This is a genomic window from Jeongeupia sp. HS-3, from assembly GCF_015140455.1.
GTDB lineage: Bacteria > Pseudomonadota > Gammaproteobacteria > Burkholderiales > Chitinibacteraceae > Jeongeupia.
On the sequence record NZ_AP024094.1, the window covers coordinates 1,181,334 to 1,199,894 of the forward strand.

15 protein-coding genes are annotated in these 18,561 nt (G+C 61.7%); 1 reads left to right on the forward strand and 14 read right to left on the reverse strand.

What is annotated here, in order from left to right:
* Positions 1-6 precede the first annotated feature (6 nt).
* The gene (uvrC, locus tag JLC71_RS05515; protein ID WP_200917760.1) at positions 7-1,878 is read right to left on the reverse strand and encodes an excinuclease ABC subunit UvrC; all 1,872 of its coding nucleotides are present in this window, start codon (positions 1,876-1,878) and stop codon (positions 7-9) included.
* 251 nt (positions 1,879-2,129) lie between these two features.
* On the opposite strand from uvrC, the gene JLC71_RS05520 reads away from it, so the two are divergent.
* Positions 2,130-3,479 carry a sodium-dependent transporter gene (locus JLC71_RS05520; protein WP_236250998.1) on the forward strand — a complete coding sequence of 450 codons (1,350 nt, stop codon included), beginning with the start codon at positions 2,130-2,132 and terminating at the stop codon, positions 3,477-3,479.
* Here the strand turns inward: JLC71_RS05520 and JLC71_RS05525 are convergent.
* The 13 genes from JLC71_RS05525 to smc form a co-directional block, all read right to left on the reverse strand.
* Complete coding sequence (locus JLC71_RS05525) at positions 3,435-3,803, reverse strand: EscU/YscU/HrcU family type III secretion system export apparatus switch protein (RefSeq protein ID WP_200917762.1); 369 nt, start codon at positions 3,801-3,803, stop codon at positions 3,435-3,437. The two genes, JLC71_RS05520 and JLC71_RS05525, sit on opposite strands and share 45 nt — an antisense overlap.
* Complete coding sequence (gene fliK / locus JLC71_RS05530) at positions 3,796-4,812, reverse strand: flagellar hook-length control protein FliK (protein ID WP_200917763.1); 1,017 nt, start codon at positions 4,810-4,812, stop codon at positions 3,796-3,798. Before fliK ends, JLC71_RS05525 begins: the two co-directional genes overlap by 8 nt.
* Before the next feature lie 2 nt (positions 4,813-4,814).
* Entirely contained in the window at positions 4,815-5,213 is a 399-nt protein-coding gene (locus tag JLC71_RS05535) for a DUF2802 domain-containing protein (RefSeq protein WP_200917764.1), read from the reverse strand.
* A gap of 30 nt (positions 5,214-5,243) precedes the next feature.
* The gene (locus JLC71_RS05540) at positions 5,244-5,555 is read right to left on the reverse strand and encodes a hypothetical protein (protein WP_200917765.1); all 312 of its coding nucleotides are present in this window, start codon (positions 5,553-5,555) and stop codon (positions 5,244-5,246) included.
* Entirely contained in the window at positions 5,542-5,994 is a 453-nt protein-coding gene (gene fliS / locus JLC71_RS05545) for a flagellar export chaperone FliS (protein WP_200917766.1), read from the reverse strand. The genes JLC71_RS05540 and fliS overlap by 14 nt, the downstream gene beginning before the upstream one ends.
* 34 nt (positions 5,995-6,028) lie before the next feature.
* Positions 6,029-7,558 carry a flagellar filament capping protein FliD gene (gene fliD / locus JLC71_RS05550; protein WP_200917767.1) on the reverse strand — a complete coding sequence of 510 codons (1,530 nt, stop codon included), beginning with the start codon at positions 7,556-7,558 and terminating at the stop codon, positions 6,029-6,031.
* Between the two features lie 29 nt (positions 7,559-7,587).
* Positions 7,588-7,977 (reverse strand): flagellar protein FlaG, encoded by a 390-nt coding sequence (locus JLC71_RS05555; protein WP_200917768.1) that lies wholly within the window; start codon positions 7,975-7,977, stop codon positions 7,588-7,590.
* A 75-nt stretch (positions 7,978-8,052) separates the two neighbouring features.
* A complete protein-coding gene (locus JLC71_RS16620) occupies positions 8,053-9,204 on the reverse strand; it encodes a flagellin (RefSeq protein WP_200917769.1) in 1,152 nt (383 codons plus the stop codon).
* A 91-nt stretch (positions 9,205-9,295) separates the two neighbouring features.
* Positions 9,296-10,036, reverse strand: coding sequence for an S-methyl-5'-thioinosine phosphorylase (locus JLC71_RS05565; protein ID WP_200917770.1), 741 nt, complete (start codon positions 10,034-10,036; stop codon positions 9,296-9,298).
* Positions 10,037-10,171: 135 nt separating this feature from the next.
* Positions 10,172-11,050, reverse strand: a complete 879-nt coding sequence (galU, locus tag JLC71_RS05570; RefSeq protein WP_200918276.1) for a UTP--glucose-1-phosphate uridylyltransferase GalU — start codon at positions 11,048-11,050, stop codon at positions 10,172-10,174.
* A 257-nt stretch (positions 11,051-11,307) separates the two neighbouring features.
* Positions 11,308-13,713 (reverse strand): NAD-dependent DNA ligase LigA, encoded by a 2,406-nt coding sequence (ligA, locus tag JLC71_RS05575; protein ID WP_200917771.1) that lies wholly within the window; start codon positions 13,711-13,713, stop codon positions 11,308-11,310.
* Positions 13,714-13,780: 67 nt separating this feature from the next.
* A complete protein-coding gene (locus tag JLC71_RS05580) occupies positions 13,781-14,932 on the reverse strand; it encodes a cell division protein ZipA C-terminal FtsZ-binding domain-containing protein (RefSeq protein WP_200917772.1) in 1,152 nt (383 codons plus the stop codon).
* A gap of 110 nt (positions 14,933-15,042) precedes the next feature.
* The gene (gene smc, locus JLC71_RS05585) at positions 15,043-18,537 is read right to left on the reverse strand and encodes a chromosome segregation protein SMC (protein ID WP_200917773.1); all 3,495 of its coding nucleotides are present in this window, start codon (positions 18,535-18,537) and stop codon (positions 15,043-15,045) included.
* Between the last annotated feature and the right edge of the window lie 24 nt (positions 18,538-18,561).

Below are 18,561 nucleotides of genomic sequence, written 5' to 3' on the forward strand. Positions count from 1 at the left end.
CAGACATCAGCCCCGCAGCGCTGCGTAGATTTTTTCCGCCAGCGCTGCATTGATGCCCTCGACCTGCATCAGGTCATCGACACCGGCCGCCTTCACGCCCTGCAAGCCGCCAAAGCGCGCCAGTAATCGCTGCCGGCGTTTCGGGCCGACGCCTTCGATCTCTTCCAGGCTCGATGCCACCTTGGCCTTGGCGCGGCGGGCGCGATGGCCGGTGATGGCAAAACGGTGTGATTCATCGCGAATCTGCTGGATCAGGTGCAAGCCCGGATGGTCACGCTTCAGGTGTTTGACCTCGTGCGTGGTCGCCAGAATCAACTGCTCCAAGCCGGCCTTGCGCGTTTCGCCCTTGGCCACGCCGATCAGCGCCGGCTGCGTCAGCCCGACCTCGGCCATGACTTCCTCGGCTTGCGTCAGCTGGCCCTTGCCGCCGTCGATCAGGATCACGTCGGGCACGACACCCTCGCCGGCGGCGATCTTGCCGTAGCGCCGCGTCAGCACCTGCTTCATTGCCGCGTAATCGTCACCGCCGGTGATGGCCCCTTCACCGCTGGTGGCGATGTTGTAGCGCCGGTATTCCTTGGGCTGCATATCGCCGCGATCGAACACCACGCACGACGCCACGGTCAACTCGCCCATGGTGTGCGAAATATCGAAACATTCGATGCGCTGTGTTTCCTCGGGCAGATCCAGTGCCTCGATCAGCGCCTGCAGCCTCCCCGCCTGGGTTGCCGCCTGGCCAAGCCGCAGCGCAATCGCCAGCTCGGCATTTTTCCTCGCCATGTCCAGCCACACTCTGCGCTCGCCATTCGGATTGCTGTTGAGCCGCACCACTCGTCCGGCCTGATCCGACAACAGCGAGGAAATCAGCTCGCCATCCAGCGGTGGCGGGTGACAGATCACCAGCGGCGGCACACTGCGATCAAGATAATGCTGCGCGAGAAAGGCCGAAATCGCTTCGGCGGCATCGTAATCATCGGCATGCTTCGGAAACAGGTTTTTATCGCCGACATGACGACCGCCGCGCACCATCGCCAGATTGACGCAAACCATGCCGTCCTTGACCACGCAGGCGACGATATCGGCATCAAGCTCGCTGGTATTGCTTGAGACGAACTGTTTTTCCTGAATCTTCGCCAGTGCCTGTATCTGATCACGCAACATGGCGGCGCGTTCGAAATCCCACGTCTCGGCCGCAAGCTGCATTTGCGCCTCCAGCCCTTCAAGCAGTTCATTGCCCTTGCCGCTGAGGAACATCACCGCATTGTTGACGTCGCGGCGGTAATCCTCCGGGCTGATCAGCTTCACGCACGGCGCCGAACAACGCCTGATCTGGTGCAACAAGCACGGCCGGGAGCGATTGGCGAACACCGTGTCTTCGCAGGTGCGCAGCTTGAATATCTTTTGCAGCAGCTGCAGCGACTCCTTGACGACATAGCCATTCGGAAACGGCCCGAAATACTGATTACGCTTGTCGAGCGCGCCACGATAGTAGGCCAGCCGCGGCGAGGCATGGCCGCTGATCATCACATAGGGATATGTTTTGTCGTCGCGAAACAGGATGTTGTAGCGCGGCGAGAGCGCCTTGATCAGGTTGTTCTCGAGCACCAGCGCTTCGGCTTCGCTGCGCACCACGGTGGTTTCGATTTTCGCGACTTGCGACAGCATCAGCCGGATGCGCGGGCCGTGGTCGTTTTTCTGGAAGTACGACCCCACCCGCTTGCGCAGATCAAGCGCCTTGCCGACGTAGAGCACCGCGCCAGCCGCGTCGAGATAACGATAGACGCCAGGCAGATGCGGCAAGGCCTTGACGTGCTCGATGAGCACGGCAAGCCGGCTGTCGTTATCGGTCTGGGTGGGTACGGGCGAATCGGTGGTCATGCGTCCATTTTACCCCGTCCGCGCTGAGGATTTCCCGAAGCGACAAAATCCCCCGTCAGGCACATCATTCACGCCTTTGGGCTCGCTGCCGATCCCGGCGCGGTCTATGACGCAATTGAGTCGGCCGCAAGCCGTACACGACGCGGGTACGGCAAGGCACATCAACCACCCCGCCACGGGCACGCCATTGCGATATGGCTCCCCGGGGACGCCGCCGCTGCGCCGACCACTCCGCGACAAGGAATACGTGCATGACACAACGCGACGGCTTTACCTCCACCTTCGGCGTACTGGTCGCCACCCTCGGCTCGGCCGTCGGGCTGGGCAATATCTGGAAGTTCCCCTACCTCACCGGCACCAACGGCGGCGCCAGCTTCCTGCTGGTTTATCTGCTTGCCACGCTGCTGGTCGGCCTGCCGGTGATGATTGCCGAAATCATGCTCGGCCGCACCGCCCGCGCCAACGCGGTCAGTACTTTTGAAATCCTCGATCAGAAACAGCCCTTCTGGAAGTCCATCGGTTATATGGGCTTGGTCGCCGCGGTACTGATTCTGGCGTTCTACACCGAAGTCGCCGGCTGGGTCTTCGCTTACGTGGTCAAAAGCATCAGCGGCTCGCTCGGGCAAACCGATCCGGCCAGCGCCAAAGCCACCTTTGGCGCCCTAGTGACGTCACCAATGCACGCGCTGTTCTGGCAATGGCTGGTGCTGGTGGTGACGGGCGGCATCATCATGCTCGGCGTATCCAAAGGCATTGAGGCCGTCGCCAAAAAGCTGATGCCGCTGCTGTTCCTGTTATTGATCGTGCTTTGCGTTCGTAGCCTGACACTTCCCGGCGCCGCCGAAGGGCTGCGCTTTCTGTTCGCGCCGGATTTTTCCAAGATCACTACCGGCGTTGTACTGACCGCGCTTGGGCTGGCGTTCTTCAAGCTCTCGATCGGCATGGGCACCATGCTGACCTATGGCAGCTATTTCCGCCCCGAGCAAAATATCCCCACCACCGCCGCGCGCGTGATGATTGCCGATCTGAGCGTGTCGCTGCTCGCCGGGATGGCGATCTTTCCTGCTGTGTTTGCGTTTGGTTTCGAGCCCGCCGCCGGCCCATCGCTGGTGTTCATGACCATCCCGGCGGTATTCGACAGCATGCCCGGCGGGCATGTTTTCATGACGATGTTCTTCGTACTGACCGCCATTGCCTCGCTCGGTGCAATGTTGTCGATTCTGGAAGTGCCGGTAGCGATGATGACCGAGCGCTGGGGCTGGCACCGCAGAAAGGCCACGCTGGCAACGCTGGCGGTGATCGCGCTGCTTGGCGCGCCAGCGTCGCTATCGCAAAGCCTGACGCAGGATTGGACCCTGTTTGGCCTGAACGCATTCGATCTGTTCGACTTCCTCAGCTCCAACGTCCTGCTGCCGCTCGGCGGCATTCTGATTTGCCTGTTCGCCGGGTGGCGTTATGGCCTGCCCAAACTGCGCGCCGGGCTATCAAACGACGGCCAGCTTGATAACGCCATGCTGATTCGCGTGTTGTTCGTGCTGCTGCGTTATGTGTCGCCGCTACTGATTGCCGCGGTCATGCTCAAGGCGCTCGACATCATCTGATGCAGACGCATTGGCAGCATCCGGCGTAACCGGCAGCGCGAATATCGGCGCGCTGACATCGGCGCCAGCCTCAAGCAGATAGATGAACGCCAGCAACTCCGCCACTGCACGGTACAGCTCGGCCGGAATATGCCGATCCAGGTCAACCTGCATCAGCAAGGACACCAGCTCCGGGGATTCATGCACGAACACCCCGGCCTCGCGCGCTTTTTCGATAATGCGCTCGGCGGTCATGCCCTGCCCCTTGGCAACGACACGGGGGGCGCCGCCCCCTTCGGCATATGCCAAGGCAACGGCCCGCTGCCTGTTGTGCGGCTTATTCATTCGCCTCCCCGGCGACCACGGCCGGCGTACCGGCGAGCGCCAGGCCGGCAGCGGCAAAACGCGCTTGCAGTGCCGATTGGCCCGCGCTGATGGCGGCACGGGTATCGGCCTCGGCCGAAATGAAACGCAGGGAGAACTGACCGTTGCGCAATTCGGCCTGTACCGAGACCGCACCAAGACGCGGCAGATCAAGATCCAGCCGGGTTTGCCAGCGTGAAGGCGCTTGCTCGTCCAGCGGCGCGGCATCACGCTCGGTCTGCGCCTCTGCCTGCAGGGCCCATCGCAAGGGCTGGCCCGGCCAAGCTTGCCCTTGCCAGAGCACCGCGCCCTGATCGAGGGTATCGAGCTGCCGCTGCACCAGTTGCCCGAGTACCGCCTTGGTTTCGTCGAGTTTGGTACCGGATACAGCAGCAGATACATTCACGCCGCTGCGGGTGTCGAGCGTCTCTGCCGGCTTGTTCTGCGGTTCGCGCAGCAGCGATTGCAAAGGCCGCTCGCCACGCGCCCAGTCGGCCTGATGTGATTCGTAAAACAAACCGCTATCGTTGATCGTTTGCGCCAGTCGCGTGGCCAGTTGCTGCGTGTCAGGCGTTGCGCCGACACCAACGCTTAACAAGGGCTTGCCATCGGTCAGCGCACCCGCTTTGGTGTCCGCCGGCCGGAGCAATTCGGCCAGCGCACGCGCTGCGGTACTCAGGGATGTTGAGGGCTGCGCTGCGCTGCCGCTTTGTAACAAGGCAAAGCGCAAGCCGGGGTGCGTAGCGACGACTTCAAGCTCAAGCGCGGCGCCCGGTTCGGTATTGCGCGGCAGATTCAAATCAAGCAACTGATCCTTGATCTGTACCACAAAGCGACCGCCGGGCAATTCATTGCGAACGATGGCCTGCAAGCGCTCGCCGACGCTGAACAGCGGCTCTTCCGTGCCCGGCAACAGCCGCGTATCGATAAGCGGCGCATCGCCGCGCAGATACTGCTGCAACAGGCCAACCGCATTGGCGCCCGGCAACATGACTATTTATGACCCTGCTTGCGGTACAGGGCGATGATCAGATCGACCTCGCCGCGCGAAAGACCGCATACCGACACCACCTGCGATGCCTCGGCGCCCTGCTTGGCGAGCCGGATGGCGTGGGCGTACGGTGACTCGTCATCGAATTCACCCACAGGATCGCCGCCGCTGCTTGCCGGCTCTATCTGCAAGGCGGCAAGGCGGATTTTCAGCCGCTCCACTTCCTGCCGCAACGCCAGCACCTCGTCGGCCAATGCGCCGCTGGCCCCCGTGGCATCGACGTGCCGTGGCCACGCCCAGTCATGGCGTTTCAGGAAAAACAGCAGCTGCGCGATGTAAAAAACAATCAGGCCAAGGCTGACGTAAAGCAGTTGCTGCCAAGTGATCACGATGCCGTTCATGCTCGATTCCGTCGCCCGCTCGGGGAAAATTCAGCGATAGGCTCGATTCAGTTTATCGGCGTTGTGCAGATTTTGCAGCAGCCCTTGCGATGCGTCACGCGCTTGGCGGATCAGCGGCATCAATGTTTGCAGCAGCATTTGCGACTCCTGCAACAGCGCCTCGGCCTGCTGGCGTTGCGGTGATGCACGCCAGTCGACGGGCACCAGCGCTGCCGCAGCCACCTCGTAACGACTCAGCGCATCAAACTGCGCGGCTTCATCGCCGGTTTCAAGCGTCAGCTGCACATCCCGCAGGCTATCCCGCAGGCTGCGCAGCTGCGCCAGCGCATCAGGCGCGGCCATAACTGAGTACAGCGTCGGCCTGGGCTTGTCGCGGCGCCTCGTTCACCCGCGCGGCTTGTGCGGCGGGATCAATCGCTTCCCACGATTGCTTGAGGCCACTGAGCAAACCCTGTACTTCGTCGAACATCGCCGCGTCATTGCGCAGATTGGCCTGCAACAACTGGCTGCTGATGTATTCGTACAGCGCATCCAGATTTTCGGCCAGATCACCGCCCTGCGTTTTATCCAGCGACAAGCGCAAACCATCGTCAACGATAGCGATCGCCTTCGACGTCGCCGCGCCTTTTTCGGCGATATTGCCCGCCTCCAGGTGCACCTTGGCCATGGCGACGGCCTTGATCGCACCTTCGAACAGCATGGTGACCAGCCTATGCGGGCTGGCGACGTCCACCGCCATCTCCACCGAGGTCTGGCCGTAGGCATTCAGGGCTTTTTTCATTCCCAACATCAAAATTTCCTTTTCAGCGCGCCGATCAGTTGGACGACAGGCTAGACAGCATCGCCATCAGCGACGAACTGCTTTGCTGCATCTTGGTCAGTGTCTGGTCGAGTGCTACATACTGCTTCCGCAGCCGGGCCTCGGTCTCCGTCAGCTTGGTCGTCATCGTGTCCTGCTGCCGCCCCAACTGCTTGATGCTTTGGTTGATGCCGTCGGTGCGGCTATCGAGCGTGCCACCCTTGGTCAGCATCTTGTCGAGCATGTCGTTGAGCGCAACGCCAAAGCTACCTTGGCTCGAATCCGGCGCCTTGGTCGGATTCTTGGTTTTGTCGTAAGCGCCAAGAAAAGACAACACCGAATCCAGATTGCCGGTCACGGCTTTATCCAGCTTGGCCGAATCAAGCGCCAGCTTGCCGTCTTTCTGGAACGATACGCCGAGCTGAGACAGCGTCTTGACCGCCTGGTCGCCACCACCGAACGCCTCGCTCAGCATGCTGCGCAGTTGGTTCTGCACGCCACGCACCGACGCGTCACCCTGCAGAATGCCGCTGGTCTTGGACGTGGCATCGTAGCCCGATACCGAGGTAATCGACGCCTGCACGTCGTTGTACGCCTTCACAAACGCACCCAGCGCTGCCTTGATCGCGCCGCTGTCGCGGGTCGACGTCAAGGTGATCGGCGTCGACTTGCCGGCCGAATCCAAGGTGGTTTTCAGCAGGTTGATCGTCAGCCCGCCGATCACGTCGGTCATCGTATTGCTCTGGTTGCTGACCTTGATACCGTTGATCGTCGCTTCGGCATTCTGCGCGACGTCGCCGGGCAGAATGCCGAAGCTGCCGCCGGACGGCGCGGCGGGGTCGAACGCCAGTTCGTTCAGCCCGGATGACGTTGCCGCGCCGGCGTTCACGTCAAGCTTGAACGCCATGTTCTCGCCAGTCTTGGTGCCGGTCAGTACCAGCCGCACGCTATTGTCGCCGTCCTTGACGATGGACGCGGTCACGCCCAGATCGGATTGTTTGTTGATCGCGTCGCGCACCTCGCCCAAGGAGAGCTTGTCGTCCTTGCTGGCGCCGGAGAGGTCAACGGTCGCCGTCTTGACGTCCGGGTTGACCGTAAATGCACTACCCGAAACAGTGCCAAACGTAAACGTCAACTTGGCGCCACTCAGATCGCCGCTCGCCAGTACCGTATCGGCGTTCTTGTACAGCGGCGCGCCGCCGCCGTCCTTGGCGTTGGTGGTGATGCGCTGCGCCTTGGCCAGTTGCGACACCTCGAGCGCAAAGTTGCCGAGGTCCGCCGTATTGCCGGCGGTGATCGTGGCGATCTCTGGCGTGCTCGAGCTCGCCTTCACGCCGTTGAGTTTGTTGATGTCGAGCAGCGCGGAAACAGCACTCTGAAAGCTCGACATCGCCCCCTTGACCATCCCCAGTGCGCTCAACTGCGACTGGAAACTCGCTACTTTCGTATTCAGCTTATTGATCGGCTGTTGTTCGATCTGCATCAGCTGGCTGACGATGGTGTTGATATCCAGCCCGGAGCCACCGTTCGAGGTAATCGTTGCCATGGGGTGTCCTTTTTAAGACGTGTACGGGGTCAAGCCTTGTCGCGCACCAGCAAGCCACGCAGCTTGTCGATGCTTTTGGCGATATTGACCGCTTCCTCGGTCGGGATTTGCCGGATAACTTCTTTCGACTGCGTGTCGATCACTTTCACCAGCGGAATCTGCGTATCTTTATCGACGCTGAATTCGATGCCGACCTTGGGCTGCATCGCCTGCACCGTTTCGTTCAGTTTCTTTACTGCATCTTCGGCCGCCGCCGTTTGCTGCTTTGGCGTCAGCGCCTGCACTGCATCTGGACTCGTCGCAACGACGCCATTGGCCGCCTGCGTTGCCACCGCAACCGGAGCCGCTGCTTGCTTCGGATCTGCGTGTGTTTGTAGCGGCGAGCTTTGGCTCAGGGGATTGATCGCCGAAATCGACATGGGTTCCCACTCCTGCAATAAAGCCCCGGCGCATGGCCGGGGCTTATCAGTTTAACGCAAGGTCAAACCGAAGGCTTAGCCGCGGAGCAGGCTCAGCACCTGGTTCGGCAGCGCGTTGGCTTGGGCCAGCATCGCGGTGCCGGCTTGTTGCAGCACCTGGTTACGCGTCATGTTGGCGGTTTCCGAAGCGAAGTCGGTATCGCGGATGCGGCTGCGCGCTGCGGTCAGGTTTTCCGACGTCGATTGCAGGTTGTTGATCGACGACTCAAAACGGTTCTGCACCGCGCCCATATTGGCGCGCGCAAGGTTGACCGCCTTGAGTGCGTTATCCATACCCGTAATTGTCATCTGCGCATTGGTGTACGAGGACACACTCAGCGACGAAATCCCGGTCGTCGTCGTCGCCACCCCCATCGGGCCGGCAACCAAGCCAGAGTCACCGGCGCCACCACCGCCCACCACGGTAAACGGACTTGCCGATGTGAATGTAATCGACCCGGTGGTCGAATCGTAATTGGCGCCCACCCCGGTTTGGCTGGATACCCGATTGACCGCCTCGGTCACTTGGGCCGCACGTTCTTGCGAATTCGATGCGGAAGCGATCGGGCCAATATCCACACCATTAATGGTGGTGCCAGCAACGATCGCATTGGCAAAACCGGTCAGGCTAGCTGCGGTCACCGTTGCCGTCGACCGACTAAAGGTGCCGCCCAAATTGGCGGTCTGCGCATTAATCATACTGCCCGGGCCAATCGTGATCGATTGCCCTGCCTCGGCACCAATCTGGAAGGAGTTGGAACCAAAGCTGCCATCCAGCAACTTCTGGCCGTTGAATGTCGTTTGCGTCGCGACGCGCTGAATTTCTGCCTTCAACTGCGTGACTTCGGTATCGAGGGCATCACGGTCCACTTGCGTGTTCGAGCCGTTCGACGCCTGAATGCCCAACTCGCGAATACGCTGCAAGTTGTTACCGATTTCATTCAACGCCCCTTCCGCCGTTTGCACCAAGGACACGCCATCATTGGCATTGCGCTTGGCTTGATCCAGACCGCGAATCTGGCTGGACATCCGATCCGAAATGGCGAGGCCGGCGGCGTCGTCCTTGGCGCTGTTGATGCGCAGACCGGACGAGAGGCGTTGCAGCGAGGTGTTGAGGCTTGCTTGCGAAGTGCCGAGGTTACGCTGTGCGTTGAGCGAAGCAACGTTGGTATTGATGACTTGAGCCATGATGTTTCTCCGAGAGAGAGACGTTATTTTTAGGAAGCCGGACCAGCGTTGCTGCGTCCTTGCTCACTTATCGTCTGCTTTACGAAGAACTTTAGGATTTGCTCACATATATTTCGAGCAGGGTCGCCGCCGAACCCAAACCCTGCAGCAAGGCCTGCGCGGCATCAAGCTGATTCACGCTTTCTATGCTCCCGGCGACACCGGCAGCCCGGTTGGCGACAACGGCCAGCGTGACGTAGGCAATCGCCCGCTCGCGCGCCAGCGCCGCTTCGGGCATCGCGGTCATGCCGACCATATCGCCACCATCGCGCTTGATCTTGCGAATCTCGGCCGCCGTTTCAAGGCGCGGCCCTTGCATGCAGACGTAAACACCACCGTCGATCAACGGCACCCGCGCCTGGCTTGCCGCCGCCAGCAGCGCCTGCCGTAGCGATTCGGTGTAGGGCTCGGTGAAATCGACATGGGTGATGGCCTGATCGTTGCCATCAAAATAGGTATGCTGCCGCCCCCAGGTGTTATCGATCAGCTGATCGGGCAGCACCAGCAAGCCCGGCTTGAGACCGGGCTTGATGCCACCGACCGATGCCAGTGCAATGATGTTTTCAACCTTTTGCGATGCCAGTGCCCAGATATTGGCGCGGTAATTGATGCGGTGCGGGGGAATGGTGTGGCCGTAGCCGTGCCGTGCCAGAAAAATCACCGGCTTGCCGGCCAGTTCGCCAAACACCAGCGGACCGGATGGCTCGCCATACGGCGTGCGCACGATCAGCCGGCGCACGTCTTTCAACCCCGCCAATCGGGTCGCCCCGGTTCCACCGATGATGGCCAACATGATGACACCTCGCCGGCTCAGCCACGCGGCGCCGGTCTTTCATCATATGGCGCTTTGAATACGGTGCTGGTGCGCCAAGTATCCGCCATAAAAAAAGGCGATCCGTAGATCGCCTTTTTTCATCACATAACAGCATCAAGCCCTGGGCAAAGTGAAGCGGCTCAGGTACTCGGCAAACTCGGCGCCGACTTCGGGGTGCTTCAAGCCATAAGCCAGCGTGGCTTTCAAATAGCCGAGCTTGGAGCCGCAGTCATAACGCGTGCCCTTGAGCGTGTGCGCCAGAATGTGCTGCTCCTGCATCAGCGCAAAGATACCGTCGGTGAGCTGGATTTCGCCCCCCTTGCCCGGCTGCACGTGCTGCAGATGATGGAAGATGCGCGGTGTCAGGATATAGCGCCCCACCACCGCCAGGTTCGACGGCGCTTCTGCCGGGCTTGGTTTTTCAACGATGTTGTTGATGCGCAGGCGACCATTGTTGTCATCCACGGCCACGATGCCGTAGGAACTGGTTTCCTCGCGCGGCACTTCTTCCACGCCGAGCACCGCGCAATGGGTATCGCCAAAGACTTCAACCATGCGCGCCATTTCGGAGGTCGCGCCACCATCGATCAAGTCATCGGCAAGAATGACCGCAAACGGCTCGTCACCCACCACCGGGGCGGCGCACAACACCGCATGCCCCAGACCCAGTGCCTCGGGCTGACGGATATAGATGCAGCTTACCGACTTGGGGATGATCGACTGAACGATGTCGAGCAGCTTTTGCTTGCCCTTGGCCTCAAGCTCGCTTTCCAGCTCGTAGGCCTTATCGAAATGGTCTTCGATGTTGCGTTTGTTGCGGCCGGTAATGAACACCATTTCGGTGATACCGGCATCCAGCGCCTCTTCAACCGCGTACTGGATCAACGGCTTGTCGACCACCGGCATCATTTCCTTCGGGCTGGCCTTGGTGGCCGGCAGAAAGCGGGTACCCATACCGGCGACCGGAAACACGGCCTTGCGGATTTTCTGCATTGAAGTTGCTCCTTTGTAGTTTTGGCTTTGCGTCAACAACCCCAGCCGCAGCGCGGCGCCCATGGCCTGATCAGCCTGGCGCTGCGTCAGAACGTCGGGCCACTGCGATACCGCAGACCGCCCCAGGCCAAGTGCATCGGCAAGGCGGCTCTGACTACCAAACAGGCGAAGGGCTTCGGATTTGCGCATCAGCACATTGTTTAACAATTTAAACCAACAAAGCAAGTGTAAAAATATTCCGTTACGAGTTCATTAAATTAAACTTCGACCTCACCCAACAAGGCCCGCAATCCAGCCTCATCCAGCACCGCAACCCCCAGAGACTCGGCTTTGACGAGCTTGGAGCCCGCCGCCTCGCCAGCCACAACATAATCGGTTTTCTTCGACACACTGCCAGACACCTTGCCGCCCGCCGCCTCGATCAAGGCCTGCGCCTCGTCGCGGCTCAAGGTTGGCAGCGTACCGGTCAGCACCAGCGTTTTACCCGCGAGCACGCCAGCAACCTCGGCCTGCGCAGGCAGGCTCGCCAGCAAGGCGATGCGTTGCGCATCCAGCTCGTTCAGCATGCCGCGATGGCCATCGACCGCCAGCCAGGCTTGCAATGAGGCAAGTACATCCGCAGGCAGGCCGTTCAGGCCGGCAATATCGGCAGCGGCCAGCGCCGCCGGCGTCGGCAGCAACTCGGCCAACTGGCGACTGCGCAGCGGCGTGAGCTTGGCGATGCCAAGCACGGCATACAGTTCAGCCACGTCCAGCTTTTCGCGCCAACCGGTGCTTGGCGCATGCGTATCGGCAGGCTCCACACCGGCAGCCAACAACGCATCCAGCGCCTGTTGATTCTTCGGCTCGGCAAAAAAATCGGCGATCGAGTCGGCCACGGTGGCGCCGACATCGGGCAACACCCGCAGCAACGGCGCCGGCGCCTTGCGGATCAGCGCCAGATCACCAAACCAGTCGGCCAGCGTTTTGGCGGTTGATTCGCCGACGTGGCGAATACCCAGCGCGAACAGCAACCTTGCCAGTAGTGGGCGCTTACTGGCGGCGATGCCTTCGATCAGGTTTTCCGCCCACTTGCTCGCGATCTGGCCGACCTTGACCGTTTCCGCCACCACGCCGTCGCGCTCGTCGGCGCGGCGCTTCATTTCCAGCAGGTCATCCAGCGTCAGCCGATACAGGTCTGCAACGCCATGGACGTATTCAAGCTCGACCAGATTATCGATATAGCGCTCGCCCAAGCCTTCGATATCCATCATTCGCCGACCGGCAAAGTGACGGATCGCCTCTTTGCGTTGCGCCGAGCAAAACAGCCCGCCCGAACAGCGAGCGATGGTTTCGCCCTCTTCGCGCACCACATGCGAACCACACACCGGGCACGCCGCAGGCAAGGCAAACGGCGCGTACTGCGGCCGCTGCGCCGGCGAGAACAGATCCGCACCGGGCTCGGCGACCATCGGCCGGCGCTCCAGCACCACACCGACCACCTCGGGGATCACGTCGCCGGCCCGGCGAACGATCACCGTATCGCCAACGCGCACATCCTTGCGGCGCACTTCGTCTTCGTTGTGCAGCGTGGCATTGGTAACGGTGACGCCGCCGACGAACACCGGCGCCAACCGTGCCACCGGCGTGATCGCCCCGGTGCGACCGACCTGGACGTCGATCGCCTCGACGGTGGTCAACGCCTCCTGCGCCGGAAATTTGTGCGCCACCGCCCAGCGCGGTTCACGACTGCGAAAACCCAGCTCGCGCTGCAGGGCAAGTGCATCCACCTTGTAGACCACGCCATCGATATCGAAGGGCAGATCGGCACGCAATCCGGCAACGCGATCATGAAACGTCACCAAGCCGGCCCCGCCCTGCGCCTGGGCGCGTTCGGCGCAAACCGGCAAGCCAAAGCCGTCCAGCGCATCCAGCAAACCCGAATGCGTTTGCGGCTCGGATATCCAACCAGCCAACTCGCCGACACCATAGGCGAAGAACGATAAAGGCCGGGTGGCGGTAATGGTCGAATCAAGCTGGCGCACCGCCCCGGCTGCGGCATTGCGCGGATTCACGAACGCCTTGTTGCCAGCGGCGAGCTGTTTTTCGTTCATGGCGTCAAAATCGTCGCGGCGCATATACACCTCGCCACGCACTTCGAGCAGCGGCGGCGCCTCGCCATGCAGCCGCAGCGGAATCTGCCGGATCGTGCGGATATTCTGCGTCACATCCTCACCGGTAACACCGTCGCCACGGGTCGCCGCACGAATCAGCACACCCTGCTCGTAACGCAGACTGATCGCCAGACCATCGAATTTCAGCTCGGCGATGTATTGCACCGGCGCGCCGGCGTCACCCAGCGCCAATTCCTTGCGCACACTGGCATCAAACGCCAAGGCGCCGGCGGCAGTCACATCGGTTTCGGTGCGGATCGACAGCATCGGCACCGCGTGCTGCACCGGCTGAAACTGCGGCAGGGGCTTGCCGCCGACACGCAGCGTGGGTGAATCCACTGTCTTGAGTTCGGGATGTGCGGCCTCCAACGCTTCCAGCTCGCGAAACAGCCGGTCGTATTCGGCATCGGGAACCGTTGGCGCATCGAGCACGTAATACTCGTGACCATAGCGATGCAGCAGAGCCCTCAGCTCGGCGGCGCGTGCGGTGATCGGGTCGGAAACAGTCATGATCGTCAATCCAGAACGAAAAACGCCGCTGTCGGGCAGCGGCGTTTGGGTCTAATCGGTAAACCGGTCAGGCAAACAGGCGCAGCGCCGCCATCGATCCGGGCGCAATGCCACGATCGTCCATTTGCGCATAGATATTGGTCAGCTGCCGGCGGATGTTGGCAATGCTGCCCGGCGCCAATGGGCGGCCGGAGTCGTCAACCAGATCGCCAGCCAGCAGGTTGGCCAATTGCTGCGCAATCTCGCTGAGGTGATCGAACACCGGCAGACCACCGGCCACGCGCGGCACATCGAACAGGAAGGTCAGGCCTTCGCTGGTATTGCCAAACGGCGTTTGATCCTGATTGACCAGCGAAAACAGCGCCTTGCCCGATTCGCTACGGTAGTGATACAGACCATCACCACCACGCGCCAGACCGGTTTGATCGGCAAACAAGCGCACTTTTTCCATCGGGAAAGGCTTGCCCTTCGCCATCACGTTCATGCCAATCAGCACATCGACCGACGCGCAGAATTCGTCCAGCTCCTTGGCGGCACTGAGCTTGCCCGAGCGCTGCGGAAAGGTCACCACAGCCTCGTGCTCATCGGCGAACTGCTGTACCAGCATGCAGAAGGCATTGAGCTGCTCTTGTGTCAATGACCCCTGGCGATCGGCCAACTGCACGCCGGCACGCAGCGCGGTATAGCGGCCGGTGCTGCGGCTGTTGACGACTTCCCACTGGCCCGCGTCGGTCAGGCCAAGCACCATCACGCGCTTGGCGGCCGGGAATTGCGGCACCTCGGCGGCGGGGATCGACTCGCCCGCGTGAACGTCGGCGATAAAATCAAGCGAAGGATCAAGCTGGCTGGTTGCCAGCACTTCAACATCCTGCAGTTCGACTTGCTTGGCTACCGGCGCGATCTGCGGCTCGGCTGCGTCGATATCATCAAAGTCGGCGACATCATCATCGAGATCGACCTGCGGCACATCCAGCTGCGGCTCGCGTCGCTCCGCGACCACGGGCTGCGCTACCGGCTCGATCATCGGCTCCAGTCGCTGGCCACTGGCGGCCGGACGAACCATGTTTTTCTGCGTTTCCAGCAGCACATCGGGCTGATTCTGCGCAAATGCACGCTGCGCCTGCTTGCGATAGCGGTGTTCTTGCCACCAATTGAAGGCGTAAACCGCCGCAACAATGGCGCCACCGGCAATCAAGGATCCGAGTTGTAAGTCTGTCATGGTTTTCTGCACGTCTCGCTCGTTGCACTGGCAACGGGAGAATTATTCCGAATAAGGGCCAAGCAATTCAAGCCCACGGTTTACCTTGCACTTTGCAAGTTTTGTTTGACTCATACCGCAAGCGCCGAATCCCGCATCGTCAGCGCCTGCTGAATATCTACGGCCACGACACGCGACACGCCCTGCTCTTGCATGGTGACGCCGATCAGTTGTTCGGCCATCTCCATCGTCAGCCTGTTGTGACTGATATAGAGGAATTGCGTTCGTTCGGCCATTTTTTTGACCAAGCCACAAAAACGCAAGGTATTCGCATCGTCCAGCGGCGCATCGACTTCGTCCAGAAGACAAAATGGCGCCGGATTCAGCCTGAACAGCGAGAATACCAGACTCAGCGCGGTCAGTGCCTTTTCGCCCCCCGAAAGCAAATGGATGGTGCTGTTCTTTTTTCCCGGCGGCTGCGCCATGATCTGTAAGCCCGCATCGAGAATCTCGTCGCCGGTCAGCAGCAGCTCGGCGTGGCCGCCACCAAACAGCGCCGGAAACAGTTCCTGCAAATTGGCATTGACCGCATCGTAGGTCTCCTGCAGAAGCGAACGGGTTTCGCGATCAATCCGGCGAATCGCGCCCTCCAGCGTCTCGATCGCCGCGGCCAGATCGTTCGATTGCGATGCCAGATAGCCGGCACGCTCCTGCGCGCCTTGCAATTCGGCCAGCGCGGCCAGATTGACCGGGCCGAGCGCATTCAAGGCCTGACTCAGGCGACTCATCTCATTGATCAGCGATGGTGTTTTGACGCCATCGCCCAGTTTATCGAGCAAGACGGTCTCATCGGCGCCGGCCTCGGCCAGTTCTGCGGCAAAACGCTCGAACGCCAGCCGCGCCTCCTGCTCGCGCAACTTGAGCGCCGACAGCGCCTCCCGTGCCGGATCAAGCGCGCCTTCAATTGCCTGCTTGTCGGTTTCGCGTTCGCGCAGCGCCTGGGCGATGCCGTTCAAGGCATCGCGCGAGCCAGCCAGCAAGCGCTCTTTTTCGCCGCGCAGCTCCACGGCCTGCTGTACGTCACCATCCAGCGCCGCCTCATCTATGCCGTCGAACTCGATCAGCTGCGACGCCAGCCGTTCCCGCAATACCTCGGCCTGCTCGATCAGTGCGTCGCCGCGATGGGCCAGATCGGCAAGACGGTCATGCGCCGTTTGCGCCGCAAAGCGCGCGGCTTGCGCGGCCTGTTCGGCCATGCGCAGGCGATCGCGCTGAGCGACGGCCGCAGCATCGGCGTCAGCCCGCGCCAGCTGTGCAGCCTCGACGATGGCCAGCAGCGGCGGCAAGCTGGCCTCGGCCCGTTCAAGCCCAGCGGCGGCAAGCTGCTGCGCAAGCACGGCTTCGGCGTATTGCTGATCAATATCGGCGAGCGCCGCAGAGGACGCCTCGCGCCGTAACCGCACCTCGATTGCGGCGGCCTCACGCTTGGATAGTTCATTCACCATCGCCAGCAGACGCGGCTGCGCGGCTACATGCTGCTGGCGTAGCGACTTGAGCGTCATCTCACGGTCGGCCACCGTACGCTGCAGCAGCTCGCTATCGGCCTGCGCGGCGAGCAATCTGGGAGTCAGTTCGCTCAGCGCCGCTTCGGCGAGCTCCTTTGCCTGCTGCCGGCGGATCAAGCCGCCGGCCTCGCCGCTCGCGGCGTGATAACGCACGGCAATGGCGTCAACGATATGGCCATCCCGCGTCACGAAGCGGCCACCGCCCGGCAGCGTGTGCCGCGCCTGCACGGCATCTTCAAGACTGTCGGCGCAATAGACCGTCGCCAGCAATGCGCCGACGACGCCAACGACGTCCGCATCACGCACGCTGATCCTGGCCAACAACGGCATCCAGCCTGCTGGTGCGCCAAGCGGCGTGGACAATGCGCCACCATGCAACAGCACAGCGCTCGCCGGGGCGATCTGACTCGGGATGTCGGCGGCGATGCGGCCCTTGAGTGCGTCCCCCAGCACCGCCTCCAGCGCCGTCGCCCAGTCTGGCTCGACATCCAGCTGCGCCAGCAACGTCGGCACATCGCTCAAACCAGCCTGAGTCAGCCATTGCGTCAAGGCGGTTTCATCGCCCGCCGGCTCGGCAGCAAATGCAGCGCAGCGCGCCGCGGCATCCGTCTGCGCCAGCGCCAGTCGCTCGCGCTCGATACGCAGCACCGAGAACTGTTCGCGCTCGGCATCCAGCGCATCTTCCTGAATCTCGACCGCCAGCGCGCTATCGTCGATCGACGCACGCAGCGTCTCGATGCCGGCGTGCAGTGCGGCGAGATCATCATCTTGAGCCGGTAGCGCCAGATCGCTCGCCAACTTGGCTCGCCGCGCCGCCAGCGCCGCTACGGCTTGATCTTGCTGCTGGCTTTGCTGTTGCGCCAATTGCGCGGCAGTGTGCGCAATGGCGAAGCGCTCCCGCGCCTGTTGCAACGCCTGATCTTGCTGGCCCAATGCGGCATCAAGCTCGGGCTGACGCTGGCATTCGTCGTCGAACGCCAACGCGGCCTCCTCGACCGCCAGCCCCGCTTCATCCCGCTTGCGCTGCCAATCGACGCCATCCTGCTCCGCGGTGCGCGCCTGCTGTTCGACTTTAGCCAGCTCATCGCGCGTCACGCCAGCCTGCTGCTGCAGCCGTTCGCGCGTCTGCCGCAGGTGTAGCAGTTGCTGTTCGAGCCGGGCGACGGCGGCATTGGCCTCGAACAAACCGGCCTGCGCCAGTTGCACCTGATCGGTCGCGCCAAGCTGATGTTCGCGCAAGGATTCGATCTCGGCCTCGTGCGAGCGCAGCGCGGCCAGTTGTGCCTCAAGTGCGTTTTGTGCGGCGGCAATGCGGCCTCGGGCAGTATCCAGATCACCGGCGGCATCACGCTTGCGCCGCAAGGCCAGCAGGTTTTGCTTTTCGGTGATCGCGGCCTGCAGCCGCTGATACTCGGTCGCGACCTCGGCTTGCGCCTGCAGCTTGTCGACCTGCACCAACAACTCCTGACGAATGTCATCAAGCCGCGCCAGATTGTCGCGGGTGTCGGCCAGCCGTGATTCGGTTTCGCGGCGGCGCTCCTTGTATTTGGAGACGCCAGCCGCCTCTTCGAGGAAATGCCGCAGCTCCTCGGGCTTGGCCTCGATGATGCGGCTGATCATGCCTTGCTCGATGATCGCGTAGCCGCCCTTGCCGACGCCGGTGCCAAGGAACAGGTCGGTAATATCGCGGCGGCGCACCGCCAGATTGTTGATGTAGTAGTTGGAATCGCCCTGCCGCGTCAGCACGCGCTTGATCGAAATCTCGGCGTACTGCTGCCACGGCCCGGCAGCCAGGCCGGCGCTATTGTCGAACACCAGCTCGACCGAAGCGCGACTAACCGGTTTGCGACTGGTCGAGCCGTTGAAAATCACGTCCTGCATCGATTCGCCGCGCAGCTGCTTGGCCGACGACTCGCCCAGCACCCAGCGCACCGCGTCGATCACGTTCGACTTGCCACAACCGTTCGGCCCGCACACCGCGACCAATTGGCCGGGCACGTGAATCGTGGTCGGATCGACGAAAGACTTGAATCCGGCGAGTTTGATATGGCGAAGGCGCACGCGGGCATCTGCTTATGGAACGAA